Here is a 26180-nt window from a genome sequence, read left to right on the forward strand (position 1 = left end):
TATGATTCCCTGTCAATAAGCGCCGGCGATCGGGTGATGAGCGACAAAATGACGCTCGCCAACCTGCACCAAGGGCGCGATGGTAGGTTCATCGCCTATTGCCCGAATCGGGCTGGGTATTTCATCAACCAGTAAAACCTGTTCACGATGGCGGCGTGATGGATCGGCAACCGGCACCGCCGCCATCAGCTTACGGGTATAGGGATGCCGGGGATGTTCAAACACCGCGCTACGCGGGCCGATTTCCACGATCTGCCCCATATACATCACCGCCACCCGATGGCTAATCCGCTCCACCACCGCCATATCATGTGAGATAAATAAAAACGCGATGCCGAATTCGCGTTGCAGCTCAAGCATCAGGTTGACGATTTGCGCCTGAATGGACACATCCAGGGCGGAGACCGCCTCATCCGCAATCACCACTTTGGGGTTAAGCGCCAATGCCCTGGCGATGCAAATACGCTGGCGTTGTCCGCCGGAAAACTCATGCGGATAACGCCGGGCGTGTTCCGGCTCCAGCCCAACCCGGGCCAGCAGCCACGCCACCCGCTCTTCCGCCTGCCGACGATTGCCCACGCCGTGCACCAATAAAGGCTCCATAATGGAAAAACCGACCGTCAGACGAGGATCCAACGAAGCATAGGGATCCTGAAAAATAAACTGAATCTCCCGGCGCAAATGTTGTAGCGCCGGGCCGGACAGCCGATCGATCCGCTGTCCGTTGAAAGTAATGGTTCCGCTCTGGCTTGCAACCAGTCTCAGCAACGCGCGTCCGGTGGTCGACTTGCCGCAGCCGGACTCGCCGACCAGCGACAACGTTTCCCCTGGGTAGAGATCAAAACTCACTTTTTCCACCGCGTGCACCTGCCGCGTTATCCTGTTCAGGATGCCGCTGCGGATAGGAAAGCGCGTCACCAGATCGCTAACCTGCAAAATCGGCGCCGCATGGGCCGGTATCGTATTCTGCGGCGCGCTGTCGGCAGCGGGTTGCGCATCCTGATTCAGCAAAGGAAATTTTGCCGGCAGCGGCTGCCCGCGCATCGACCCCAGCTTCGGGACGGCCGCCAGCAGCGCTTTCGTATAGCGATGCCGCGGCGCCCGGAAGATGTCGGTTACGCTGGCCGTCTCAACGTTTTCACCGCGATACATGACCAGCACCCGGTCGGCCACCTCCGCCACCACCCCCATGTCGTGGGTAATGAAGATCACCGCCATCGCCATCTCCCGCTGCAATACCCGGATAAGTTGCAGGATCTGCGCCTGAATGGTGACATCCAATGCGGTGGTCGGCTCGTCGGCGATCAGCAGCGACGGCTTGCAAGAAAGCGCCATCGCAATCATCACCCGCTGACGCATCCCGCCGGAGAGTTGATGGGGATAACGATCCAGTACGTTGCGGGCTTCAGGGATCCTGACCAAATCAAGCATACGCAGCGCTTCACGCCGCGCCGCGCGGTGGTCCATCCCCTGGTGCAAACGGATGGATTCGGCAATCTGCTCGCCGACCGAAAACACCGGATTGAGCGATGTCATCGGTTCCTGAAAAATCATCGCCAGATCGGCGCCGCGCAATTTGCGCATCAGCGACTGGCGGGCCGTGGTTAAATCCAGCACCTGACCATTACGTCGACGAAATACCATATTGCCCTGCGGGATCACGCCGCCATCCTGTTCGATAAGCCGCATTAACGCCAGCGAGGTCACCGATTTCCCCGACCCGGACTCTCCCACTATCGCCAGCGTCTCGCCGCGATCCACCGAAAACGTCAAATCCCGCACGGCATCCGTCCGCTGGCCCTGTTGGTCAAAATAGACGCTCAGATCGCGAACCGCCAGCACCCGGTCATCAGGTAGAAAAATCCCTGGTTCAGGCGTGAGAAGCGGCGCATGAGGATGCCGAGTTTGAGTCATTAACAGTGAATCTCCATATAACAAGGGCCGCGCTGACGGCGGTTCGGTCGGGAACCCAGGGTTAACGCCTTCAGGACGCGACGCGTTTTCTCGCGCCTTACAGGCGGAGGCGATAACCTGAAAAATAGCACATGGATGTTAAATACACTTTTTCTGCACAGGAATAATGAATGACGGCATGCAACGGCAAACCGCCCTTTCGTCATCACACTCGTTTTTTGACTATATTTAGCGCAGGGTATGATGTAAAGCAGAAACTTAATCGATAGTTTGATAAAAATTCTTTTTATAACATAACGTTAATATACATAAACAAACAGTCTATATGGCCTTTCCGCAATCAACGCGTTTATTGATTAGGGTCATACACGCCGCGTTCCTTGCGCGGCCACATTCTCCCGCAATGCAATCTCTGACATAATATTGGCATACGATACCTGTTTTCGCCCGCTGACTTGCCCGGCGAAACCAATCATGGAGTGCAGATGGAAAGCGTTACCTCAAGCTTATTGACCCTCGAACAGGCGTTGGAAAAGATGTTTTCCCAGGTAGCGCCGATGGCGGAAGCCGAAAACGTTTCACTGTATGAGGCCGCCGGCCGGATCACCGCCGATACGCTAACCTCCCCAATAAACGTTCCCCCTTTTGCCAATGCCGCGATGGATGGCTATGCCGTTCGCTGCGCGGATCTCCGCGCGTCAGCAGCGCTGCCGGTGGCGGGCAAAGCGTTTGCCGGCGCGCCGTTTGACGGTGAATGGCCTGTCGGAACCTGTATCCGCATCATGACCGGCGCGCCGATCCCTGAAGGCGCCGAGGCGGTTATCATGCAGGAACAGGCGGAAGTCAGCGACGCCGGCGTTCGTTTTCCTCATGACGTCAAACCGGGCCAGAATATCCGCCTGCCAGGTGAAGATATTGCTGAAGGCGCGACGGTGCTGCCCGCAGGGAGCAAATTGAGCGTCGCGGAGTTGCCGCTGCTGGCCTCGTTAGGGATCGCCCGACTTAAGGTATATCGCCGTTTGAAAGTGGCGATCTTTTCAACCGGCGATGAACTTCAGCCGGTAGGCACTCCCCTTCAGGCCGGCCAGATATATGACACCAACCGTTTCGCCGTGCGTTTGATGCTGGAACAGCTTGGCTGTGAGGTGAACGATTTGGGCATTATCGGCGATGATCCGACCGCCCTGCGCGACGCCTTTTATCGGGCGGACAGCAGCGCCGATCTGGTTATCAGCAGCGGCGGCGTTTCCGTGGGCGAAGCGGATTTCACCAAACAGATGCTGGATGAACTGGGCGATATCCGTTTCTGGAAACTGGCGATCAAACCCGGCAAGCCGTTCGCTTTCGGCAAGCTGCAACATGCCTGGTTCTGCGGCCTACCGGGCAACCCGGTTTCCGCGGTGCTGACCTTTTACCAGCTGGTTCAACCGCTGCTGGCCCGCTTATCCGGCCACAGCCGGTGGCATCTGCCTGCGCGTTTGCGGGTAAAAACCACCAGCGCGCTGAAAAAAACCCCCGGCCGCACGGATTTTCAGCGCGGCATCTTCAGCCGTAACGCCGCAGGCGAACTGGAAGTCAGGACTACCGGCCATCAAGGCTCGCATGTCTTCAGTTCCTTTAGCCTCGCTAACTGTTTTATCGTGCTGGAGGCCGAAAGAGGCCGGGTCGCCGCCGGCGAATGGGTCGAAATAGAACCATTCAATTCACTCCTGGGACATTGATCATGCTGCCGGAACTCAGTGATGCCGAAGCACTGCGTTACAATCGTCAGATTGTGCTGCGCGGTTTTGATTTTGACGGACAGGAAAAACTGAAAGCCGCACGCTTGCTGATTGTCGGGCTGGGCGGACTGGGCTGCACGGCGTCGCAATATCTGGCCGCGGCCGGCGTCGGCCACCTGACGCTACTGGATTTCGATACGGTTTCGCTGTCCAACTTGCAACGCCAGATATTGCACCGCGACGCGCGTATCGGCATGGCGAAAGTCGAATCAGCGCGGATTGCGCTGGCGGAAATCAATCCGCACCTGTCGCTGGAGACGGTGGACGCCAGTCTGGATGACCGGGCGCTCGGCGCGTTGATGGCAAGCCACGATATCGTGCTGGATTGCACCGACAATGTGACTATCCGCAACAGTCTGAATCGTCTGGGTTTTCAGCTAAAGAAACCGCTGATTTCCGGCGCTGCGATCCGCATGGAAGGCCAGATCGGCGTGTTTACCTATCAGCCGGATGAGCCGTGCTATCACTGCCTCAGCCGGCTGTTCGGCGACAACGCGCTGACCTGTGTGGAAGCAGGGGTAATCGCCCCGCTGGTCGGCACTATCGGCAGCCTGCAAGCCATGGAAGCGATCAAATTGCTGACGGGATACGGCAAGGTCATCACCGGACGCCTGTTGATGTTCGATGCCATGACGCTGCAATTCCGCGACGTCAAACTGCCGAAGAACCCCGCCTGTAGCGTCTGCGGCGGCTGATGCCGACGGCAATCACGGCGAACGGCATTGGTGTCGTTATAGTAAATTCATTCATCATTAGTAAATATAAATATACAAACCAACAGACTATTGTATTGAATACGGCATATATCAGTGCCACAGTATTGAAATAAGCAATCATGTAGAGAGGAACAAGTCATGAGTAATGCTTTTTTGCAATCCATCAATAATCGTCGTTCTATTTATGCCATCGGTAAAACATTGCCGATATCAACCGATCAGGTTGTGTCAATCGTTACCGAAGCCGTTAAGCAAAGCCCCTCCGCCTTTAACTCGCAAAGCTCCCGCGTGGTGATCCTGTTTGGCGAACAGCACGAAAAAGTCTGGGATATCGTTGAGCAGCAGTTGAAAAAGATCGTTCCTGAAGATGCCTTTGCGGCAACGGTCAAAAAACTCGAGTCGTTTGCTGCCGGCGCGGGTACGGTGCTGTTCTTTGAAGACACCAAGGTAATTGAAGAATTACAGCAAAAATTTGCCCTGTACGCGGACAATTTCCCCGTCTGGTCGGAACACTCCACCGGAATTGCCCAGTTTGCCGTGTGGTCTGCTCTGGCGCAGGAAAAAATCGGAGCTTCACTACAGCATTACAATCCGCTGATTGACGATGATGTGAAAAAACAGTGGGCATTGCCGGCAAGCTGGAAATTACGCGCCCAGATGCCGTTTGGGTCTATTGAACAGCCCGCGGGTGAGAAAACCTACATTCCCGATGAAGAGCGTTTTCGTATTTTTAAATGACAGCGATAATCAGGCCGGCCCGATGACTGGCCTGAAGTTTCGATTGCGCTTTATCGACCGAAAATATTCCCGACTTCATCAACCATTCCTATATACTGCGTTTTCAACGCACGTAAACTATAGGCTTTGGTGTAATTCCAATTTTTATCCCAATCATCGCTACTAAAAGTACATACATTCAATTGGCTGAGTTCTTTTCTAATTTCCTCCAGGCTTTCATTGACGCTACGAATAGTGGATAAATTGGTGCTAACCCCTTGTCCAAGCCAGTGCACATTATTTGCCGCCGAAAAGGGAATGGGAGTAAGAATGACATCATCATTTTCCAATATTCGCTTCTCAATATTGGCGTGAAATTTCATTGCCAATTCACCCCCTTTAGTAAAAGTAGACTCATCTTTTTTAACCGTTTTCAAAAACATGGATGATGGACCGAATACATAAATCTCGCCATCGGCGCCTATCATCGGAAGCAGCTTTAGAAATGAACTGAAAGCGCTATAATTTCCATGGCCATAGGAGCAATAACCGTTTTTATACACGACTTGGCTGTAAGGATGAGACTCGACGCGGATCACCTCGTCAGAAACAGAATAGTCACCATTGAAAAGTAACCCTAACCCCAATTCCGAACTGCGTAAGAATTTTATCTCATTCCACTTTTTATATATAACTTTGGCTTCATCGCTCAAACGTTCAAATGTTTCTTGTATCACGTTGTCCCGATCAAGATTCTCCTTCAATACGCTCAAACATTGACCAAAAGAGTTTGCAATCTGTAAAGCCGATTTTATTTTGCAAAAGTCAAGATTCATATTACAAGACTCCAGCGCATAATAAAGGTTACTTAACGCCAGCAAGTCTTGCACCATACACTGTTTCTTCAATAATTCCTGAGCCAGGATGGTGTTTGAAATTTCATTTAGATAACCAGTGGACATCCACGGGAAAATATTTGACCAATTGGCAATCCAAGCCCCTAATACCGTGTAATCATCTTCTATTGACTGGTAAACTTGCTCTCTGAAAGCCGCCGTTTCCGTCTCTGGAATTTGCTCATCCAGGATTGATGTGACAGTGGCTAATACTTTCAGGCGTTGATCGCTCGGGATGAGAACATCAATGTTATTGCTCTTAACTTCGTCTTGCAGTTGTTTCACGTTTTGATCGTCGGCCTTGCTATCCGCTTTTCTTAAAAACTCCTCCAGCGTCAGATCCTTATCCAGCGCTTTCGCTTTGTCATAAGCCGAGGCGACAGAAAACATTTTCACATCATCTAATTCATCAATGTCTTTAAGTTTTTCTGTTATCTCTGGCTCACTGGCCGGTTTCTGAAAATCCGGAATTTGAGGCGGGGCTGAGACTGAGCTGATGTTCGGGGCTTTTTCCAGCAGCTTGATATCAGCAATTTCATCAAAAGACTTATTGGCAACAATCTCAAACCATTTATCAACCTGCTCGGCCACGCACCCGCCGCTGGACCAGGAAGTACAGCTCACGTTAACGTTAGACTCGCGATCCGATTTACTGCCATCGTAAGAGGCCTGCACAGAAACCGAAGTACCGATTCCGGAATAAGAGAACTCGGCATTACCGCCATATTTCCAATTGTCTTCATATTCCTTGCTGGTCATTTTCATCGACACGGTGCCCAAACCGCCCCAAATCACTCCGACCACCACACCATCGCCATACTGTTTCACAAACTCCTGCAAGGCTGTCACCCATTGCTGCAATAATTCATCGGTTTCATCCGGCAGGTCACCTTGTAGATAATCCCTGAGGCTTTTTGCGCCACCCAGTTTATTTCTCACCGCGGTAAATTTATTCAATACGTCTAGCGCAAGCGATTTGGGGCCGAGTTTTAAAGAATTCAACACATCTTCAGCTTTAAGATCGTCAAAATCAATGTATTCCATCCCTGATAGCATGGTGACATTGTAATTAACATCAATGGATTTACTGCTTGACGCCGTGGAATTACCCACATAGGTAGATAACGAAGACGTAAGCTTTGAAATGCCGGAAACACCATATGATCCGGACACTCCCGCAGCCCCTTGATTAAGCTGATCGGTATAAACATACTGACTTTGCCCCGTCATAAATTTGCCGACCTCTTTCTCGGGGATCATGCGGGTAATATTTGAAATAATAATGGAAGGGCTGAAAACACCATTATTACCCACGATGGTTGACCCTATCCTCACACCAAGCAACGGGTTGTTAAAAGACTGTCTGCTTTCCACACTCAATTTCCTCAGTTGATAAAAATCACATTAATCAATCATCACCATATGATGTTTTCATATCCACGATGATCTACTCTATTATTTGACCTTGATGCAGGTAATATAGACATTCCCTATCGCACCCGAATTCAGGCTACCACCTTCAATAGAGGTTTTATAATTAACGCTTGTCGTAGGCGACCAGACTGATTTATTATTTTTAGATCCCCATGGGCAATCCCAATAATATTTACCAACATAATCATTACCGTTATACAATTCGAAACTTCCTTCCGTCCCTGACGAGGCGTCCGAACGGCCACAGGCACAAATGATCCCCGGATTGCCTGAGGAAATGCTCATCCCGTCAATTGCATTCTTTGAGATTTCATCATCTTTATTACCCTGCCGGTAAAATTTCCCCCACTCCAGACTGACATTCTTTACCGTCAGTTTCATATTCTCAGCGTATACCTTTATTTCTACCCATTGTGCATAAGCCATAATTACCTCTTCACATAAAGTTAAAAAAAACATTATCCGTTAATATCGCGTACCATTTTCACTAAAAATGCCACCTTACCAATTAAAGCATAAAATGTTTTTTTGTCATTCTGTCATGATAAAAAAAATCAAACACCACCATTATTTTTTAAATTCCATTCAAAAACAAACGCCTATATTTGTAAAAAATAAATTTCCACAATTAAGCTGATAATAAAAAATATAAATAGCGAAATATCTTTCACTCTTATTTATTATAAGTAATAAAATCGTTTATTTAAAATAAATCTCTATTAATTAATACGGTATTATTTATATAACTTCACCGAAAAACGGCCGTACTGACAGGTCCGTTACGATGCGAAATCGCCAACCGGCGATGGAACTCTTGTTGATGTTTTATGCCATCCCTGCTTAACTTCAATAAGAAAATTGACCGGCAGCCATGAGGTTCAACGCCGTTTTTTGTCTGCCACCGCTAGTTGATCACACGGAGAACGCGGCTTTGCTGATAGGCTTGATAACAAACTCACGTTGGCTAAATAAACCGCGGGCAATTATGTTATTTGCAATCATGTTGCTCACGGCATTTCTGGTTATTAGCTGGACCAGCTATGGGGTGGCAAAAAGATCGCTGGAAGCAGAGATAAAAGAAAACACGCTGCCGCTGACCAGCGATAATGTCTACTCTGAAATTCAGCAAGACCTCCTGAAACCTATCTTTATCTCATCGTTGATGGCTCACGATACCTTTGTGCGTGACTGGGTACTCAATAATGAACATGACTCACAGGCCATGATTCGTTATCTGAAAGAGATAGACCGCCGTTTCAATACCTTATTCTCCTTTTTTGCCTCTGATAAAACGAAACGTTTCTACGATCCCCTACGTATTCAGCGGATTATCTCGGAGCAATCGGCTGAAGATCAGTGGTATTTTCAGGCCAAAGATCTGTCGGACGAAACACCCTATTTCGTTGATATCCGCGTCGATCCGGAAGACCGTACCCATATGGATATTTTCATTAATCACAAGGTTATGGATTATGAAGGCAATTTCATTGGCGTGACCGGCATCGGTATTCCCGTCGAGCGGGTAAAACACCTTATCGAAAAATACGAGCAGCGTTATAACCGCACGATTTATTTTGTTGATAAAACCGGCAACGTAACGCTGCATGGCAAGACATACGATCGCCAGCTGAGGATTCAGCAACAGCCCGGACTGTCGGCATTCGCCACCTCAATTCTGACGGTGCCCGGCGGCGCTTATGAATACGACTCACAGGGGAAGCGAATATTTCTTAATACCCGCCTGATCCCCGAATTTGGCTGGTATTTAATGATAGAACAAAGCAATCACCCGCATGAGAGACAGCTTTTCACCATGCTGATAAAAAATCTTGGCGTCAGCATCGTCGTCAGCACGCTGTTTTTGTTGCTGCTGTGGCTGACGATTGGCGGCTATCAGCGTCGTCTGGAGCAAATGGCGACGACCGATAAGCTGACGGGCATAATGAACCGTCAGGCTTTCGACTATTTCTTTATACGCTGGCGCACCAAGCAGTCCGCGCAGCATAACCCTCTATCCGTACTGCTTATTGATATCGACAACTTCAAGCTGGTTAACGATCGCTACGGACATGGCGTGGGGGATTTGGTGTTACAAAAAATAGCCACGCTGCTACAGCAGGCGACACGCCATAGCGATCAAGTATGCCGCTGGGGCGGCGAAGAATTTGTGGTGTTGCTGGATAACTGCAACCTTGATAATGCGCGCCAACGAGCGGAAACGCTGCGACACGATATTGAAATGGCGGAAGTGATGTATCAGGAGGAGCCTATCCATGTCACCATCAGTTGCGGCGTGGCAGAGTATCAGGCGGATGAAACGCTGGATATGCTGATTAACCGGGCTGATATGGCCCTGTATCAGGCCAAGCAGCAAGGACGTAACCGGGTTGTTCTGGCTGGGAAATAGTTTGGGCAGGAATACAATGTAAAACGGGCAACACCGTGGCGTCGCCCGTTGAGGATATGCATCGCTAAAATGGATATCTGGTTCAGAGCACGACGACTTAGATGCCGTCAGTTTTCGTCTGAACCCAGAACGCATGGATCAATCCCGGGAAATATCCCAGCAGCGTCAGAATAATATTCAGAATAAACGCCCAGCCAAGTCCTTTCCCCAATAACACGCCCAACGGCGGCAGAAGAATAGTAAAAACAATTCGCCAAAATCCCATATCAGCCTCCGTAACGTGATGATTAACTATGAAATTAGTACATAGGGTGCAATCTGACAAATTTACGTCGAAATAAATCATCGGCATAGCGCTATGCCAACGTTCAGATGATAACAAATTTGAAATTTTTCCCGGCGTGGCGATCGTCACAGAAAGAAATGAGTGTAAATGGTTGAATAGTGGCGGAGAGAGAGGGATTTGAACCCTCGGAGGGATTGCTCCCTCAACGGTTTTCGAGACCGTCCCGTTCAGCCGCTCCGGCATCTCTCCATTTAAGCGGTTGCTATGATGCCCGCTTTTGCGGCATTTTAACAGCATTAGCTCTCGCCTTTAAATTCAATTGATGACTTAGCGAGCAATAGCAATGATTAAGTGGCCGTGGAAAACAAATGAACGTCGGGCAGAAGCGCTTGATCGCTGGCAGCCGGCAATGTCTATCCCTCTACTCGCGCCTTTATGCGACGTGGAACAGCAGCAGCTGATTAATATCGCGGGTCAGTTCCTGAAGCTAAAACGCCTGATTCCCTTACAGGGTCTGACGTTGACTGAAATCATGCAGCAGCGTATCGCGCTACTGTTTTCCTTGCCGGTGCTGGAACTGGGTATTGAATGCCTGGATGGCTTCCACGAGGTGCTGATATATCCCGGTCCTTTTATTGTGGATGACGAATGGCAGGATGATTTCGGCCTGGTGCATACCGGTAAGATTGTCCAGTCGGGGCAAAGCTGGGATCAGGGGCCGATTATTCTTAACTGGCAAGAAGTGCAGGATTCATTTGACCTGTCCGGATTTAATCTCGTTATTCATGAAGTCGCTCATAAGCTGGATATCCGCGGCGGCGGCATTGCGACCGGCGTTCCTCTTATTGCTCTGCGCGATATCGCCCTATGGGAACAGCATTTACACGCCGCGATGGAATCGCTACAGGAAGAAATCGACCTGGTGGGTGAAGCCGCAGCCAGCATGGATCCCTATGCCGCCCAGGATCCCGCCGAATGTTTTGCCGTGCTTTCCGAATATTTCTTCAGCGCGCCAGAGCTATTGGTTGAGCGATTCCCGGCGTTATACCAATGTTTTAGCGCCTTCTATCGCCAGGATCCGCTGACCCGCCTCAGAACATGGCAAAACAGCACAAACTATCATACGCCTACTATTTATTGACCGGTGACAAACAGAGAATTGTACACAGCCTAAACAGTCAGCCATAAACCCTGATTTTGCCGTTGACAGTACGGCAGGTGCCGGATATCATGCGCCCCGTTCACACGATTCCTCTGTAGTTCAGTCGGTAGAACGGCGGACTGTTAATCCGTATGTCACTGGTTCGAGTCCAGTCAGAGGAGCCATTTTAGAAAAACCAGATGTCTACGGGCGTCTGGTTTTTTGCTTTTTATCAATGGGTTGCCCCCTTCCCAACGTCTACATACATCTGTTAAAAACCACTCGAATCTTAACGGTTCAAATACTGGCAGTTGGGCTATCGCGTTGAAGGCAAACAGAAGGTGTTTTCCATCGGCGTCTATCCTGCCGTTTCTCTGGCTGATGAAGGTGAAACAGTACGCCACTACTATCATGGGTGTTGCTGTGCCAGATCAATGCAGCCCTGACCGGGTGCCCTGGCAAGAGGCGGCATGTGCCACCATGGTGCAATTTTCCCGTTCCCCTACCCCGTAAAACCCACTTTAGCGCCTTTTCTCCTGTTTTCCCCCGTTTGGCTCGGTTATTGCTTAGGTTTATCCGTGCCCCAAAGATGCGGCCCTCCAATATCCTTTTCTTCTGACAATGGCGTCAGTTGGACTTCAATAATTCCCCTTAATTTATTCCGTCAACCAAGCGATTGGCGGATTTGTCGTGGGGAAAAACCGCCACTTATTTTCCAGGAGTTACTATGGCTATTAGTCGCCGTTCATTTATCACGCATTCCATGTTATCTGCACTCGGCCTGGCTACCGTGGGAATACCCAAATTTCCACTTGCCGCGGAAGGTGGCGAGCCGATTAAAGTCGCTACCATTTTCGATCTTTCCGGCGGACTGGACATTTACGGTAAACCGATGGCGAATGCGATGAACCTTGCCGCCGAAGAGATCAACGCCTCGGGAGGACTGCTTGGCCGCCCTCTACAGATGATTAACTACGATGCGCAATCCAGCATGCAGCTTTACGCGCAATATGCGCAACAGGCGGCGCTGAAGGATAAAGTGGCGGTGGTGCATGCGGGTATTACCTCGGCCTCACGTGAAGTCATCCGCCCGGTGCTGAGCCGTTTCCGTACGCTCTATTTCTACCCGGCTCTGTATGAGGGCGGCGTTTGCGATCGCAACTATTTCTCTTCCGGCTCTACTCCCGCACAAACCGTGGAAAAGATGGTTCCCTATGCGATGAACAAGTGGGGCAAGAAGGTCTACATCCTTGCGGCGGATTACAACTTCGGACAAATCATTTCCCAGTGGGTGAAGAAATACGTGCGGGATCATGGCGGCGAGAGCGTAGCGGTGGATTTCTTCCCGCTCGACGTTACCGACTTCGGCGCGGCGATTTCCAAGGTACAGTCGGCGAAGCCGGACTTTATTTGGTCGGCGCTGGTAGGCGGGGCCCATCTGTCGTTCTACCGTCAGTGGCATGCGGCAGGGATGACCGGCAAGATCCCGATTGCTTCCACCAATTTCGGCAGCGGCAACGAGCACATCATTCTGTCGCCAGCGGAGAGCAACGGCATTCTGGTCTGCTCCAACTATTTGCAGGAGAGCGCAGAACCCGCCAACGAGGAGTTCATAAAACGTTTTAAGGCCAAATACGGCGCCAATGCTCCCTACATCAGCGATCTGGCGATGGGAGCCTATCAGGGTATGCTGCTGTGGGCGGAAGGGGTGCGTAAAGCCGGGGATATCGATCGCATGAAGGTGATCGAAGCGTTGGAAACCGGTATTACGGTGAACTCACCGAGCGGTAAGGTCACTATCGATCCGGCAACCCACCATTGCACCCTCGATGTACACATTGCCGAAGTGCAGGATCACCGGATGAAAATCCTCGAATCCTTCTCACAGCAGCGTCCGCTCGATACCGCGATGGTATGCGACCTGAAGAAAAATCCTCGTGATACAAAACAGTATCAAATTCAGCTATAAGGAGACCGCGATGGACTTAATGGTGATTTATGGCATTGAGATTCTCAATGCCATCGCCACGCTGATTGTCATGAGCCTGGGTCTGGCGGTGGTGTTCGGCATGATGAAGATCGTCAATATGGCGCATGGCGAATTCATGATGCTGGGCGGCTACGTGGCGATCCTCGCGACCAACCAGGCCGGCATTCCGATATGGATCTCTATGCTGGTGCTGGCGCCGCTGGCGGTTGGCGTTTTCGGCATCCTGGTGGAGCGCCTGATTATCCGCAACCTGTACGGACGCATGATCGATACCATGCTTGCCACCTGGGGGTTAAGCCTGGCCATGATCGGCACCGCCACCATGGTGTTTGGCAATACGACCCTTGGCATCAGCTCGCCGTTGGGCGGCGTCAGTATCGGACGTTTTAGTACCAGCGGCTATGCACTGTTCACGATCGCTTTCTCGCTGGTACTGATCGCCGCGCTCTGGTGTCTGCTGAAATTCACCGCCATTGGCCTGTGCGCCCGCGCCACCATGCAGAACGCGCGCATGGCGGCGGCGCTTGGCAGCAATCCGGGAAAGATTTATAGCCTGACCTTTGGTCTCGGCGCGGCGCTTTCCGGATTGGGGGGCGCGCTGCTGGCTCCGATCACCGGCGTGATCCCCACCATTGGCATCAGCTTTATCGCCAAAGCGTTCATTACCGTGATTGGCGGCGGTAATGCGATCATTGCCGGTACTCTCAGCGCATCGTCGCTGTTCGGCGCGATCTCGCAGTTGGTCACCTTTCTCTCAACGCCGGTATTCGGCGCGGTGGCGCTGCTGCTATGCGCCATCGTACTGCTGCGCCTGTTGCCGCAGGGCATTACCGGCCGCTTCTTTAGGAGGTCGCTGTAATGAAAAAGTTTGGTGACTTCGCACTGACGCTGGCGGTGGTGATCCCGGCTCTGCTGGCGACCTTCTGGCTTGCCGAAGTCCTGGAGCTCTACGCGCTGCTGTCCGTGACCGTGTTTCTGGTGATGGCGCTCCTCTCGTTGAGCCTCGCTTTTATCTGGGGCTACGGCGGCATTCTCTGCTTCGGTCAGGCGGCATTTTTTGGGCTGGGGGCCTATACCTACGCGGTGTGCGCGATCAACTGGGGCGATTCTACGTGGGCGGTGGCGGCGGCCATCGCACTGCCTACGCTGTTCTCCATGCTACTGGGCTACGTGATTTTTTACGGTGGCGTCAGCGACGTTTATCTGGGGGCGATCACTTTAGCGGTAAGCCTGGTGTTGTTTAACTGGATGAACTCCACCTCCGGCAGCGAATACCACATCGGCGAGGCGCTGCTCGGCGGTTTCAACGGCATGCCTTCGGTGCCGACGCTGAATGTGCCGTTTACCCCGGATGAGATTCTGTCGCCGGAAGCGCTGTTTATGGTGACGGCGGGCTGCCTGATCCTCTGCTACGCCTTGCTGAAACTCGTTCTCGCCAGCCGTTTCGGAAAAACGCTGGTGGCGATCCGTGAGAACGAGCAGCGCGCCGGACTGCTGGGCTACAATGTTCCGGCGCACAAACTTTGGGCATTCGCCATCGGCGGCGCCATTGCCGGAGCCGCAGGCTGTCTGTACGTCAACTGGGGGGCTTTCGTCAGTCCGGGGGTGTTCAGCATCAGCCAGTCGGCGCAGATCATTATTTGGGTGATCGTCGGCGGTCGCGGCACCCTGATGGGGCCGGTGATCAGCTGTATCGCCTTACAGTGGCTGGTGACGCGGCTTGGCGCGCAGCAGACCATCGATACCAATCTGGTGCTCGGCATCATCTTGACGCTGTTCGTACTGCTGCTCCCCGGCGGCCTACTGCCGACGCTGATGCGCCTGTTTAAGCGCCGTCGTTCGTCGGAAGCGAGGAAGGTGACAACGGATGTGCGGGAGGTACGCCAGTGAACGGGAACGTAATTTTGCAAACGCGGAAAATAGGCGTCAGCTTCGGCGGCGTACACGCGGTGAAACAGGTGGATTTTACCCTGCATGAGGGTGAGTTGCGCTGCCTGATTGGACCGAATGGCGCCGGGAAAAGCACCTTCTTCAAGATGCTGAGCGGACAGGTGGCGCCAACGCGCGGTGAATGCCGCTTTCGCGGCCAGGCGATTTCCGGACTGAAGCCATGGCGCATCGCACAGCTTGGTATCGGCATCAAAACCCAGGTGCCAAGCGTATTCGAAGGACTAAGCGTTCGGCGGAATCTGTGGCAGGCGGCGGCGAACCGCATTGAACGCTCACAAATCGAGATAGAAATCACGCGGGTATTGCAGGAGACGGGGCTGGAGGCGCAGGCGGACGATATTCTCTCCGAGCTGTCCCACGGGCAGAGGCAGTGGGTGGAGTTGGGGATGATTCTGATATCCAGACCGCAGCTGGTTCTGCTGGATGAACCGGCCGCAGGAATGACCCACCATGAGGTGCGTAAAACGGCGGAGTTGATCAAAACCATCAACCAGAGCAGCACCGTGGTGGTGGTGGAGCATGATATGGAGTTTATCCGCATGATTGCCCAGCAGGTAACGGTGTTTAACCAGGGCGAAGTGCTGGCAGAAGGCACTTTCGCGGCAGTGACGCAAAATCGGGCGGTGAAAGACGCCTACCTCGGCAATATGGAGATCAAACATGCTTGAGCTGAAAAGCGTGGTTTCCGGCTACGACAAAGTACCGGTGTTGCACCAGGTGGAGCTGTTCGTTGGGGCGAAAGCCTTTACCGGCGTTCTCGGGCGTAACGGTATGGGGAAAACCACCCTGTTGCGTACCATTATGGGGGAACTCCCGGCCTGGCAGGGGCGGCTATTGATGAATGGTATCGATGTCACGCGCTATGAGGCCCATCAGCGCGCGGTGAGCGGCATCGGTTTTGTGCCGCAGGGGCGTCAAATCTTCCCGGCGCTGAGCGTTGAGGAAAATCTGCGCATGGGTTGCGTGAAACATTTTGCTCAATCGGCGCTGATGATTGAACGTATGCTGGAACTGTTCCCGCGCCTGAAGCGCCTGCTGGCGCAGCCGGGCGGCGCGCTGTCGGGCGGGGAGCAGCAATTGCTGGCCCTGGCCCGCTGTTTGTGCGGAGAACCGCAACTGGTGCTGCTCGACGAACCGACGGAAGGGATCCAGCCCAACATCTGCGAGGAGATCATCGAGACGCTGAAAAACCTGCGCCACGAGATGGATATCTCCATTATCCTGGTTGAGCAAGACATTGAGTTTCTCTATGCGCTCTCGGACAGCATCCACGTGATTGAAAAAGGCTGCATCACCAGCGTGATCGACCCCGCTCAAGTCAGTGTGGAGGCGATCGCCGAGGAATACATGGGCTTCCACGTTTGACGCCGTGGCACCGTCCTGTCCCTCCCGACATAACATTCGTCCTTCTTAACACAGCGCCACGCCGGATGGCTGATTACAATTCCTGTGTTCATATCGCCATCGCGCAGGAGGAACCATGGGCCAGTCATTGCTGGGGATGTTTAAGGGTGTCAAGGTGTGCGTGTTGCATCCGGAATGTCGGGAATATCAGCGGTTGGCGGAGCCGCTGATGCAGATGGGTTGCTGCGTCAGCCGCGTCTGGCCGCTCTCGGAGGAGATCCCAGCCGAAACGGCAGTGGTTGTGGCGCTGGCGGAACCACGCTGGCACTCGACGCTGGAAACCCTTGCCGCACAACTCCATGCTCGGGGCATCATCCTGATGGCGCTGGCGAAAGTGCGGGACGCCACTGTTTTACCACTGTTGCTGAGCCTGCAACCAGCGTCCATCCTATCTTTTCCCCCGCAGCCGGTGGCGCTGGTGGCGCAACTGATGATGGTGCTGCATGCGCACCGCCGGGAGACCGCATTGCGCCATGAGCTTAACAAACTCCAGGCGCGCTTCTTTCTACAGAACAAACTGAACCGGGCCAAGCTGATTCTGATGAACCGGTACGGCCTTAGCGAAAGTGCCGCGCACCGCTTTATACTCAGCGATTCGATGAATCGGCGTTGCAGTCTGGAGCACACCGCCGACAAAGTAATCGGCGGCGGTGTAAACCTGCAATTCATTAGCAGCTAGTTACCCTGTTCTTAGGCAGCAGCGAAGATGGGGAATAGCCGAAAGCTTTACGGAACGCCAGGCTGAAATGAGACATGTCAATAAAACCGTGATCCAGCGCCACTTCGGTAATATTGCGGATGTTGCCCGCTGTTAGCGCCTTGTGACAGGCGATCAATCTTTCATGCCAGAGGGTGTTCATTGGCGTGGTATTGTGAGCGGCAAAGACGCGGGTGACGGTACGTGGTGAGACGTGGTGTGCATTGGCGATCGTAGTAATCGACAGGTCGTGCTTATGCAGATTTTGCTTCAGATATTTAACCATGCGGTTATACAGATCTGGTTTTTGAATCTCGCCGCCTTGTTGCAGGTTGATGCAAACGGTGATGATATCCAACAGCGTACCGGCAAACTGTTCGGTATAAAAACTGTTTTCCTGCTCCTGATTGTACGCGAACGCCTCCTGCATCATCTGTTTCAGGGTGGTGATGCCCGGCCGCACCGGATTGAGGCAGGTGCCGGCCAATGCAGCAATTTTCGGCGTGTTTTTGTCGAACACCGCTCGCGGCAGCCGCACAATATGGATGGCGGCCTTATCCATGGAAAAATTGAACGGATGGGCGGCGTCGTAAATCACCAGTTCGTCCGGGCCCACTTTGGCGGCGTTTCCGTTCTGTTCAAGAGATCCCTTTCCCGATCGAAAATACCCCAGATAGTAATCGTTGCTTGGATGACGGCGAATGCATTCGGTCGTTCGTTGCCACAACAGGGAAGAACTCGACGTGTGGCTGGCAATCCCCACATCCGCCAGCATGCTGTAGGTAAAACTGCCGGAGAATTCGCTGGCGAATGTCTGACGCGCCTGCGCCCTGATGAGGCGGGAACAAACGGCATCACGCCAGGCATCGAACCGATGGCGGTTATCAAGATTATCGGTAGTGAAAATTTCTTTCATACGGCTTCTCGCAACGTCGTCATGGGATAGGTGATCAATGCAAGATAAAGGCCATTTTTCTTGCGTTATCAGAGCGTGGGCATCTTATTAACCAATTGATGTTAAATATTTTTTTTCCAGCAGTGCGTGAGGTGAAAGCGGAGTGTTCTAAAACAGGGCAAAGAAGCTGTACGGTGGGGCAGAAGAAATGCCACCCTCTGCGGGGTGGCGGCTAAAATGATCGACCGACTTATAGCGCCGGATGCTTACGATGCCAGTCGGTCTTCTGCTGATAAGCCCAGGCGCCCCGAATCGCGCTCGCTTCGTCGAAATGAGCCGCTATCAGTTGGCAGCCGATGGGCGCCCCCGCCGACGTTACGCCGCAGGGCAGCGTGACGGTCGGATGACCGGTGCAATCAAAGGCGCTGGTGTAACGCAGTACGCCCCGGAACAGTTCGGCATCGGTCCCGAATCGCGTCATGGTGTCCCAGGTCAGACCGGCGAAAGCGGTGACCGGTGAAAGGATCAGATCCACCTGTTTGAACAGTGCGCTGACGTTACCGCGCAGTGCGGCGCGACGCAGCCATAGCTTCTGGTACTCCAACGCCGTGACACTGTGCCCCAAATCCAGCAGGCCGGCCAGGCCCGGGCCGTACCGATCGCGCTGCGACGGAAAAGTCTCCTCGTGAGCGACGGCGGTTTCCACCGCACACATGGCGCTCCAATCCTCGGCGGCCTGCTCGGTATCGGGCATGGTGATGGGGACGATCTCCGCGCCCAGCGCCGTCAGTTGTTCAATCACCGAGCGCAGCGCGTGGCGGGTATCCTCATCTACCGGCTCCAGCGCCCAGTCCGCATCGACGCCGATACGCATACCGCTGATGCCGCGGGTCATTAGCGCGAGATAATCCGGCACCGGTTCCGAACTGGAAGTGGGATCTTTTTCATCGCGGCCGGCAATTACCTGCAACATGGCGGCGGCGTCGGCTACAGATCGGGCTATCGGGCCAATATGGTCAAGGGAGGCCGCCAGCTCAAAGGCACCGTGGCGGGTAACGCGGCTCCAGGTCGGCTTGATGCCGGTCAGACCGTTGGCGTTGGAAGGGAAACGGATAGAGCCGCCGGTGTCGGTGCCGATTGCGCCATAGCAGAGGCCCGCGGCGGTGGCGACGCCCGAACCGCTGGAAGATACGCCGGTCCACAAGGCGTTGCCCCAGGGGTTGGACGGCGGGGTGATTTCCGGGTGATGGTCGGCAAAGGCGCTTTCGGTCTGCACCAGCTTACCGATGATCACCGCCCCCGCCGCTTTAAAGCGCGTCACCACCGTAGAGTCCTCCACCGGGTAGTGCCCGCTATAAATACTCATGCCGTGCGTGGTCGGCGCGTCCTTGGTCCAGATCAAATCCTTCAGGGCAATGGGTACGCCGTGCAGCGGACCGCGAAATTCACCGTTGGAGATCTCCTTATCCGCCTGCGCGGCGTCCTTCAGCGCGGTCTCTTTCATCACGTAAATGTAGCCGTGCAACTGTGGATCCAGCGCTGCGATACGGTGCAGGATGGCGGTAGTCACCTCGACGGACGAGATCTCGCGCGACTGAATTCTTCTGCCTATCTCCAGCAGACTTTGGTAGTGCAACTCACTCATGGTTCAGCTTCCTGTTGTCAGTGAATAAGCATCGCCGGCAATCAGTGCCAGCGCATCGACTGCATTCACGCTAAAGGAGTCGCAACCTGGACGCTATGTTCAACAAGCCAGATAGTGTGTCAGAAAGGACGATCTAACCGCCCCGATTCTTGATCATCCCGGCGTACCCATGGCAACGCTTCGACATCTCAGTCTTTGAGGCCCTGAGCAGAGCGATGGATTCCCAGCCGGAGCGGTGGCGCATTTTCCTATAAGCAACACCGGACTGAAAAAATGGACGGCATTAATTTCGGTTAAGAAAATTATCTTCCGTTTTTGCGCCGCAGCGAAGATGGGAACAACCGAAAACTTTACTGAACCTATGGCTGAAATGAGACATGTCAATAACACCATGGTCCAACGCAACTTCGGTAATGTTGCGGGCAGGCTCGCTAATAACACGTTGCGCGGACAGTCAGTCTTCCGAGAGTGTTCATTAGCGTGGTATGTGGGCGGCCGGGCGTCTTAATCGGTCACACATCATCAAGCGGAGGAATCCCCACAGGTTAGCGCGAAAAACCTTCCCGATGCGTTTCTAGTTTTCTCTCCGCATCGAGGAAAAATGGTGGTCAGATTTGGGGTCAGGTTATGCTCAATTTTGGGCCTATGTGCCGGCCGCCTCGGGCCGCCGGCACATACTTTCCCCTTAGAGATACACGCGCAAATACTCCGCCATACACAATATCGCCATGGCCTGCCCGTACGGCATCGGCGTCAACGGGATCTGGCGGTAATACTCCAGATCCGGCCCCATTTCCGTACCGAATGAAGACTGCGTCAGTTCGCCTTCATCGCTGATACAGTTAATCACCCCGCGAATAGCCTTCTGCCCGACGTTTGCATAAGATGCATCGATGTAGCGTTTACGTACCGCCTTCAAGATACCATAGGCAAACCCTGCGGTTGCCGAACTCTCCAGATACGAGTCTCTGTCATCCAGCAGCGTATGCCAAAGGCCGCTTTCATCCTGCAACCGCGCCAGTGCGCTGACCTGGCTGTTTAACACTTCCAGTAAAAAACGGCGCGTCGCGTCGCGTTCCGGAAGCTCCAGCAGTTCGATAAAATCAGGGATAGCGACAGTTAACCAGCTATTCCCTCTCGCCCAGCGCGCGCGGGAAAAGTTGTGATTGCCTTCAAACGTCCAGCCGTGGAACCACAGGCCGGTTTCCCGATCCATCAGATACTGCACATGGGTAAGGAACTGAAACTTAGCTTCTTCAATGTATTCCTGACGCCCGAGCAGTTTGCCGATCTTAGCCAGCGGCATCACCGTCATCATCAGGGTGTCATCCCAGAGCTGCTGGTTATTTTCTTTGTGGATAACAACATGCTGGATCCCGCCTTTTTCCGTACGCGGCATCTCGTACATCACCCACTCGGCCCAACGCTCAAGCAGCGGCAGCCAGGCGGGATTGCCGGTCTCTTCATAGCGGTAAGCGAGGGTCAGTAACGGGCAGACCGTATTCACATTTTTAGTCGGCGTGCCTTCCGTCAGACGGGCGCTGAACCAGTCGTCGATAACGGTGCGCATAGATTCATCGCCCGTCTGTTGGTAGTACTGGAAAATGCCGTACAGGCCAACGCCGTGGGTCCACTCCCAGCCGGCCGCCCAGCCCTTGGCGTCGATGATGCGCCCATCGTCCAGATGCAGTGCAAATTCGCCCGTTGTGTCTTCAATCGCGACCAGATTACTGGTCACTTTATGGATTAACGTTTTGAGCGCATCGCGGGAGATAAAACGTTCTGGCTGGCGCAATAAGGCGCTGTGTTTTACGGAGTAAATCGTCATAGTGTCATCCTGCGTATTTATCATGTTCAGAAGTGGGTGAAGACATGTGGGCTGCGTTAGCCTTTACGGGGGGCGCTTTCTGGCGATTGAGGTAGCCAATGTTATTGTTACCCCATAGTGATTCGTATTTCAGGCCGGTCAGCATTTCCACCGTCGCCCGAATATCAGGCGAAACGCTTTCCGGCAGCGGGCGATTGGCGCTGCGCATACGCTGATTCTCTTGTTGCAACAGCTGATGCGTATGCAAATTAAGTTTAAATTTCAGAGAGATAATAAATCCGACGGCCAGTAAACCCACAGTACCAAAGCTGAGTATTTGTAAGATGGTGTGGCTGACCTGCGGATCCTGCACACTCTTGCCCGACACGAAACCGGACATCTGCAAGATGATCCCCACCAGCATGACCGCCCCTGCCTGCGAGGCTTTTCTCGTCATCGTCATCACTCCGGCAAAAATGCCCTCACGGCGTTGAGCGGTTATCGTCTCATCCACATCTGAAATGTAAGTGTAGATATTCCAGGGAATATAGTTGATCCCGCCGCGGCCCAGACCCGCCACTGCGGAAATAAACAGAAGCAGCGAATAGACATCGCTCATTCCCGCATAGTAAACCAGCGCAAACGAGACGGAGGCCAGGCCGAACAGTATAACCACAACGCGATAGGCGGGCGCTGGCCCAAAGCGGATACAAAGCGGGATCATGCCGACAACCGCAACGAACTGAAGGATTGCCATCACGCCCATTAAGTTTGATGCAGTTTGCGCCGTCTGCATCAGGACAAATACCACGTAATAGGTGAACACGGCATTGAAGACATCCTGCGCGATATAGCCGCCGAGGTATAACCCCAGATGCTGGCGAAAAATCTTGATGCGGAAAGTGGAGGTTAATTCAATGCTCAGGCGTTTGAGACGTTCCCTCAGCGTCAGGTTCTCATCGCCCTGCTCATGCCGGCGCTCCGCTTCAGATTTCAGCTCCGCAGGCCGTTCCCAGGTAAAGCAATAGACCAGCGTCAATACAATGGCGCAAATCACCGCAAGAACGAGGCTTGCGTAAAAGAACGACAGCGGATTGTCTTTACCAAAATATGACAGGAAAACGCCCGGCAGAAAGGCCGCCAATATAGCGGAAAGCTGCCCCATGGCGATGCGCGCGCCGGAGAATTTCGACTTGTGTTTAAAGTCATCGGTCATTTCCGGCACCAGTGTTTCGTAAGGCACCAGAATCATGGTGTAGACGATATCGAACAGCAGGTAGGTGAGCAGGTAATACCAAAACGCCATGTCTCCAACCCACATAATGGTGTAACTAAATATGCAAGGAATACCCAGCAAAATAAAGAACTTGCGGCGGCCAAAGCGCCGTCCAAGCCTGGTGCTGCCAAAGTTATCGCTCACATAGCCCATCAGCGGACTTACCACGGCGTCAAGCACGCGTGCGCAGGCGAAGATCAGTGTCGCCTCGATGGGCGTCAGTCCGCAAAAGCTGGTATAGAAATAAAGTAGCCAGGCTGAGGTTAATACTGCCGTGCCGGCTCCAAGGAAATCACCGGAACCGTAGGCCAGATAATGATGTAAACCTATCTTTCGTTGTTTCATTTTTTTGTGCCCCGAAGCATTGTGGATTGGGGTACGGTGCTGGCATGTCATAGGGTTGCCAACACCCGATCGCGGATTTAAAGCGCGTGATTACGCGTGTGGCACCAGCAGCACTTTGATTGCTTTAGCGCTGCCAAACGTCGCGAATGCCATCTCCCAACTGTCGAGCGGGAACTGGTGCGTCACGATGCCTTCTGCCGTCAGCAGCTTGCGGCTAAAGAGATCGATAACCGTCTCATAGCAGCCAGGGCTTAAATGCGCGCCGCGGATATCCAACTCTTTTCTGTCGCCGATGATTGACCAGTCGATGGAGGTCTCGCGACTGAATACGCTGAATTCCACGAAGCGCCCAAGCTTACGGATCATTTGCAGTCCCTGATTGACTGCCGCCGGGTTGCCAGAGGCTTCAATGTAGACATCGCAGCCATAGCCGTCGGTCATCGTTTTCACTTTCGCGATAACGTCTTCCTCAAGCGGATTCATGACCTCATCCGCGCCAAGCTGTTTCGCCAGCGCCAGGCGGTGCGGCATCGTGTCGATAACAATGAGTTTTTTCGGCGTTTTAAGTTTGATGGCTTGCACCATGCCGAGTCCTAAAGTTCCGGCCCCCGCCAGCACCACCACGTCGTTAAACTGAATATCGCCACGATTGACCGCGTGCACCGAACAGGAGAACGGCTCAATCAGCGCGCACTCTTCCAGCGACAGCGACTCAGGGATTTTGTGTACCCGACTGGTGGGCTTAAACAGCATGTATTCGGTCATGCCGCCATCGGCATCTTCTTTCTGGAAACCGTAGATGTCGTGTTTTTCACACATCCAGTACTGCCCGTTGCGACAAAAACGGCACTTATCGCAAGGTACGATCTGTTCCGCAATAACACGGTCGCCCAGCGCGACACCAAAGTGCTCCAGCGCATTCGGGCCTGCCGCATGAACGGTGCCGTAGAACTCATGACCGCTGACTACCGGGGTTTTTACATACGGAGGAAACGTCTCGTTGCCCCAAAACATCGGCGCACCGTGGTAGCAGTGAAAATCAGAGGCGCAGATACCGCAAGCGCCAACTTTCACCAGCAGTTCATTCTCTTTTGGCTCCGGCAGCGGCGCAGAGATCAGGCGATAGTCTTTCGGGCCAAAATTGACCAGTTGTTTGATTACAGTGGGTTTTATGTTCACAGTTGCATTTCCTGTACATATCGAGTGTGAATGCACATTAAAATGTTTTCGTGAACATTTATAACTAGACAGTATGTTTTTGTGATCGCGTTGACAGTTTATTTTTAAAAAATCATAAATATCATACACATATAATTGAAACGTTATTTCACAATAGAATACACCCAACGTGTCATAATTTTATATGTATGATAATATTGCCAAATTATGTTCACATAAACATTGAATACGCGTCAAAACCAGGAGAGTAAAACGGAGTCACAACTAGCGGTAGTTTTTAAGAAAGCCGTTTATTACCGTGCGCTGCTGCCAGGGGCGCTCTTCAATAGCCGCCACCAGATTTTCGGCGACGATGGTCGCCCATTGCTTGTAATCATGAACAACGGAAGGGTAAAAAAATCCAAAATCTTCGGCATTGGGCATGTCGTCTATGGAGAGAAATTCAACTTTATTCAGTGACCATTTTGTCGCGACGCTGCGCGCAGCAAGAGAAATGGCGCCGTTGATCCCAACAATTGCGTCGTAATTCATCACCCCGGAGGAGAAGTGAGCGGTAATTTTCTCTTTCGCTTTGTCATAGCGATAGTCCGCATACAGGCAGGTAACCTGCGTCGTGGCGGGAATGTTTTGACAGATACTGCGCACACGCGCCTGAGTGATACGCGAGTGCTCCTGACCACCAATCACCAGAATATGACGCCAGGCTTTCTCGGTAATGACCGAGGCGATTAGCTCCCCTGCCCGTTCATCGTTAACGAAAACGGCAGGCAGGTTGGTGTCAAACTGACGGTCGAACTGAATAAGCTTCGTCGGCGAATTATGCAGAATTTTAAGGTGGCTTACGTCATAGTCGGGCGTATCGCTGATGACGGACAACACCACACCCGCCGCTTTGTAGCCCACCAGCGTATTGATCGCCTTCACTTCAGACTCGCGGCCGCCGCCGGTGGTAAAAATCATCACCGAATACCCTTTTTCCTCGGCGCGCAGGCATAACTCCTGAATCACGTACGAGTAGCTCTGGTTAAAGGTATCGTCCGTCACAATGCCAATAATGGGGCTTTGGGATGTTTTGATATTCTGTGCAAATACGTTGGGAACGTACTCTACTTCGCTGGCAATCCGCAGGATCTTCTCCCGCGTTTTGGCTTTGACTTTGCCCGGATCGGTAAAGGTTCGGGAAACGGTAATACTGCTGACGCCCGCGAGACGGGCGATATCAGTGATAGTGGGTGATTTATTACCGGACGCTTTCATGTGTTGACAATGACTCAGCCGAAAAAGAGGAAGTATATCATTTCCCCCGTTTCATTCGGAGACATCTTCGCGTCAATACCCTATCGACCGGTTCAAGAAGATAAGCCGTCCTGCGCGAACGTTCTGCTGGTCAATCCGGGCGGTTCACGCCTCTGATATTTCAAATACCGTATCAATGGTAAAGATTGTCTCGGTTCAGGCGCCTACCTGCATAAAAACAACCCGGGTTTTATGCCCCAAAAAAGCACACAGCGTCTCATTATGGGGCAATTGTTTTCTTTGTCGAACACCCTCTTAATCTTTTTCTCTTATTAATTAACCAATTAATGGTTATTAGCGCAAATAAAATCGCTTGGCATAAAACGTGCATGTTGTACATACAAGACTATACAAGAAAGCCGGTTTGAGCAGTTTGCCAATACGGTTTTATTAATCCATGGATA

21 protein-coding genes, 2 tRNA genes and 1 pseudogene are annotated in these 26180 nt (G+C 52.6%); 13 read left to right on the plus strand and 11 right to left on the minus strand.

Annotated elements, in window-relative coordinates; genetic code table 11:
• Positions 1 to 12: 12 nt before the first annotated feature.
• On the minus strand, positions 13 to 1914 hold the full coding sequence (gene gsiA / locus JG725_RS05145) for a glutathione ABC transporter ATP-binding protein GsiA (RefSeq protein WP_199376934.1): 1902 nt from the start codon (positions 1912 to 1914) through the stop codon (positions 13 to 15).
• Positions 1915 to 2399: 485 nt separating this feature from the next.
• Here gsiA and moeA point away from each other — a divergent pair, with 485 nt between their 5' ends.
• The 3 genes from moeA (at position 2400) to JG725_RS05160 (ending at position 5149) form a co-directional block, all read left to right on the plus strand.
• Positions 2400 to 3635: a molybdopterin molybdotransferase MoeA gene (moeA, locus tag JG725_RS05150; protein WP_199376936.1), complete on the plus strand. Its 1236-nt coding sequence runs from the start codon at positions 2400 to 2402 to the stop codon at positions 3633 to 3635.
• Between the two features lie 2 nt (positions 3636 to 3637).
• A complete protein-coding gene (moeB, locus tag JG725_RS05155) occupies positions 3638 to 4390 on the plus strand; it encodes a molybdopterin-synthase adenylyltransferase MoeB (RefSeq protein ID WP_199376937.1) in 753 nt (250 codons plus the stop codon).
• Between the two features lie 159 nt (positions 4391 to 4549).
• Complete coding sequence (locus tag JG725_RS05160) at positions 4550 to 5149, plus strand: nitroreductase family protein (protein WP_172289100.1); 600 nt, start codon at positions 4550 to 4552, stop codon at positions 5147 to 5149.
• 50 nt (positions 5150 to 5199) lie between these two features.
• Here JG725_RS05160 and JG725_RS05165 read toward each other — a convergent pair whose 3' ends face one another.
• The gene (locus JG725_RS05165; RefSeq protein WP_199376939.1) at positions 5200 to 7398 is read right to left on the minus strand and encodes a hypothetical protein; all 2199 of its coding nucleotides are present in this window, start codon (positions 7396 to 7398) and stop codon (positions 5200 to 5202) included.
• An 81-nt stretch (positions 7399 to 7479) separates the two neighbouring features.
• Positions 7480 to 7884: an aegerolysin family protein gene (locus tag JG725_RS05170; protein WP_199376941.1), complete on the minus strand. Its 405-nt coding sequence runs from the start codon at positions 7882 to 7884 to the stop codon at positions 7480 to 7482.
• A 559-nt stretch (positions 7885 to 8443) separates the two neighbouring features.
• Here JG725_RS05170 and JG725_RS05175 point away from each other — a divergent pair.
• Complete coding sequence (locus tag JG725_RS05175; RefSeq protein WP_370541591.1) at positions 8444 to 9865, plus strand: diguanylate cyclase; 1422 nt, start codon at positions 8444 to 8446, stop codon at positions 9863 to 9865.
• 97 nt (positions 9866 to 9962) lie between these two features.
• Here JG725_RS05175 and JG725_RS05180 read toward each other — a convergent pair whose 3' ends face one another.
• Positions 9963 to 10130, minus strand: coding sequence for a YqaE/Pmp3 family membrane protein (locus JG725_RS05180; protein WP_172289096.1), 168 nt, complete (start codon positions 10128 to 10130; stop codon positions 9963 to 9965).
• Between the two features lie 180 nt (positions 10131 to 10310).
• Positions 10311 to 10400 (minus strand) — tRNA-Ser (locus JG725_RS05185).
• Between the two features lie 94 nt (positions 10401 to 10494).
• Here JG725_RS05185 and mtfA point away from each other — a divergent pair.
• The 9 genes and pseudogenes from mtfA (at position 10495) to JG725_RS05230 (ending at position 17315) form a co-directional block, all read left to right on the plus strand.
• On the plus strand, positions 10495 to 11292 hold the full coding sequence (gene mtfA, locus JG725_RS05190) for a DgsA anti-repressor MtfA (RefSeq protein WP_199376945.1): 798 nt from the start codon (positions 10495 to 10497) through the stop codon (positions 11290 to 11292).
• 109 nt (positions 11293 to 11401) lie between these two features.
• Positions 11402 to 11477: transfer RNA gene (locus JG725_RS05195), tRNA-Asn, on the plus strand.
• A 114-nt stretch (positions 11478 to 11591) separates the two neighbouring features.
• Positions 11592 to 11675 (plus strand): annotated as a pseudogene (locus JG725_RS05200) (Arm DNA-binding domain-containing protein); the annotation flags it as partial.
• Between the two features lie 344 nt (positions 11676 to 12019).
• Entirely contained in the window at positions 12020 to 13261 is a 1242-nt protein-coding gene (locus JG725_RS05205; protein WP_172289088.1) for an ABC transporter substrate-binding protein, read from the plus strand.
• 10 nt (positions 13262 to 13271) lie between these two features.
• The gene (locus tag JG725_RS05210) at positions 13272 to 14141 is read left to right on the plus strand and encodes a branched-chain amino acid ABC transporter permease (RefSeq protein WP_172289087.1); all 870 of its coding nucleotides are present in this window, start codon (positions 13272 to 13274) and stop codon (positions 14139 to 14141) included.
• The gene (locus JG725_RS05215; RefSeq protein WP_172289086.1) at positions 14141 to 15172 is read left to right on the plus strand and encodes a branched-chain amino acid ABC transporter permease; all 1032 of its coding nucleotides are present in this window, start codon (positions 14141 to 14143) and stop codon (positions 15170 to 15172) included. The genes JG725_RS05210 and JG725_RS05215 overlap by 1 nt, the downstream gene beginning before the upstream one ends.
• Positions 15169 to 15900, plus strand: a complete 732-nt coding sequence (locus tag JG725_RS05220) for an ATP-binding cassette domain-containing protein (RefSeq protein ID WP_172289085.1) — start codon at positions 15169 to 15171, stop codon at positions 15898 to 15900. The genes JG725_RS05215 and JG725_RS05220 overlap by 4 nt, the downstream gene beginning before the upstream one ends.
• The gene (locus JG725_RS05225) at positions 15893 to 16597 is read left to right on the plus strand and encodes an ABC transporter ATP-binding protein (protein ID WP_172289084.1); all 705 of its coding nucleotides are present in this window, start codon (positions 15893 to 15895) and stop codon (positions 16595 to 16597) included. The genes JG725_RS05220 and JG725_RS05225 overlap by 8 nt, the downstream gene beginning before the upstream one ends.
• Positions 16598 to 16712: 115 nt before the next feature.
• Positions 16713 to 17315, plus strand: coding sequence for an ANTAR domain-containing response regulator (locus tag JG725_RS05230; RefSeq protein WP_199376947.1), 603 nt, complete (start codon positions 16713 to 16715; stop codon positions 17313 to 17315).
• Here the strand turns inward: JG725_RS05230 and JG725_RS05235 are convergent.
• The 6 genes from JG725_RS05235 to JG725_RS05260 form a co-directional block, all read right to left on the minus strand.
• Positions 17305 to 18249: an AraC family transcriptional regulator gene (locus JG725_RS05235; RefSeq protein ID WP_199376949.1), complete on the minus strand. Its 945-nt coding sequence runs from the start codon at positions 18247 to 18249 to the stop codon at positions 17305 to 17307. The genes JG725_RS05230 and JG725_RS05235 overlap by 11 nt on opposite strands.
• A gap of 229 nt (positions 18250 to 18478) precedes the next feature.
• Positions 18479 to 19873 (minus strand): amidase, encoded by a 1395-nt coding sequence (locus tag JG725_RS05240; RefSeq protein WP_172289081.1) that lies wholly within the window; start codon positions 19871 to 19873, stop codon positions 18479 to 18481.
• 685 nt (positions 19874 to 20558) lie between these two features.
• The gene (locus tag JG725_RS05245) at positions 20559 to 21701 is read right to left on the minus strand and encodes a glycoside hydrolase family 105 protein (protein WP_199376951.1); all 1143 of its coding nucleotides are present in this window, start codon (positions 21699 to 21701) and stop codon (positions 20559 to 20561) included.
• Positions 21702 to 21705: 4 nt separating this feature from the next.
• Entirely contained in the window at positions 21706 to 23301 is a 1596-nt protein-coding gene (locus tag JG725_RS05250; RefSeq protein ID WP_172289078.1) for an MFS transporter, read from the minus strand.
• 90 nt (positions 23302 to 23391) lie between these two features.
• Complete coding sequence (locus JG725_RS05255) at positions 23392 to 24480, minus strand: alcohol dehydrogenase catalytic domain-containing protein (RefSeq protein ID WP_172289077.1); 1089 nt, start codon at positions 24478 to 24480, stop codon at positions 23392 to 23394.
• 264 nt (positions 24481 to 24744) lie between these two features.
• Positions 24745 to 25737: a LacI family DNA-binding transcriptional regulator gene (locus JG725_RS05260; protein ID WP_172289076.1), complete on the minus strand. Its 993-nt coding sequence runs from the start codon at positions 25735 to 25737 to the stop codon at positions 24745 to 24747.
• Positions 25738 to 26180 lie beyond the last annotated feature (443 nt).

This window comes from Brenneria sp. L3-3C-1, from assembly GCF_016456245.1.
In the GTDB taxonomy this organism is placed as follows: domain Bacteria; phylum Pseudomonadota; class Gammaproteobacteria; order Enterobacterales; family Enterobacteriaceae; genus Brenneria.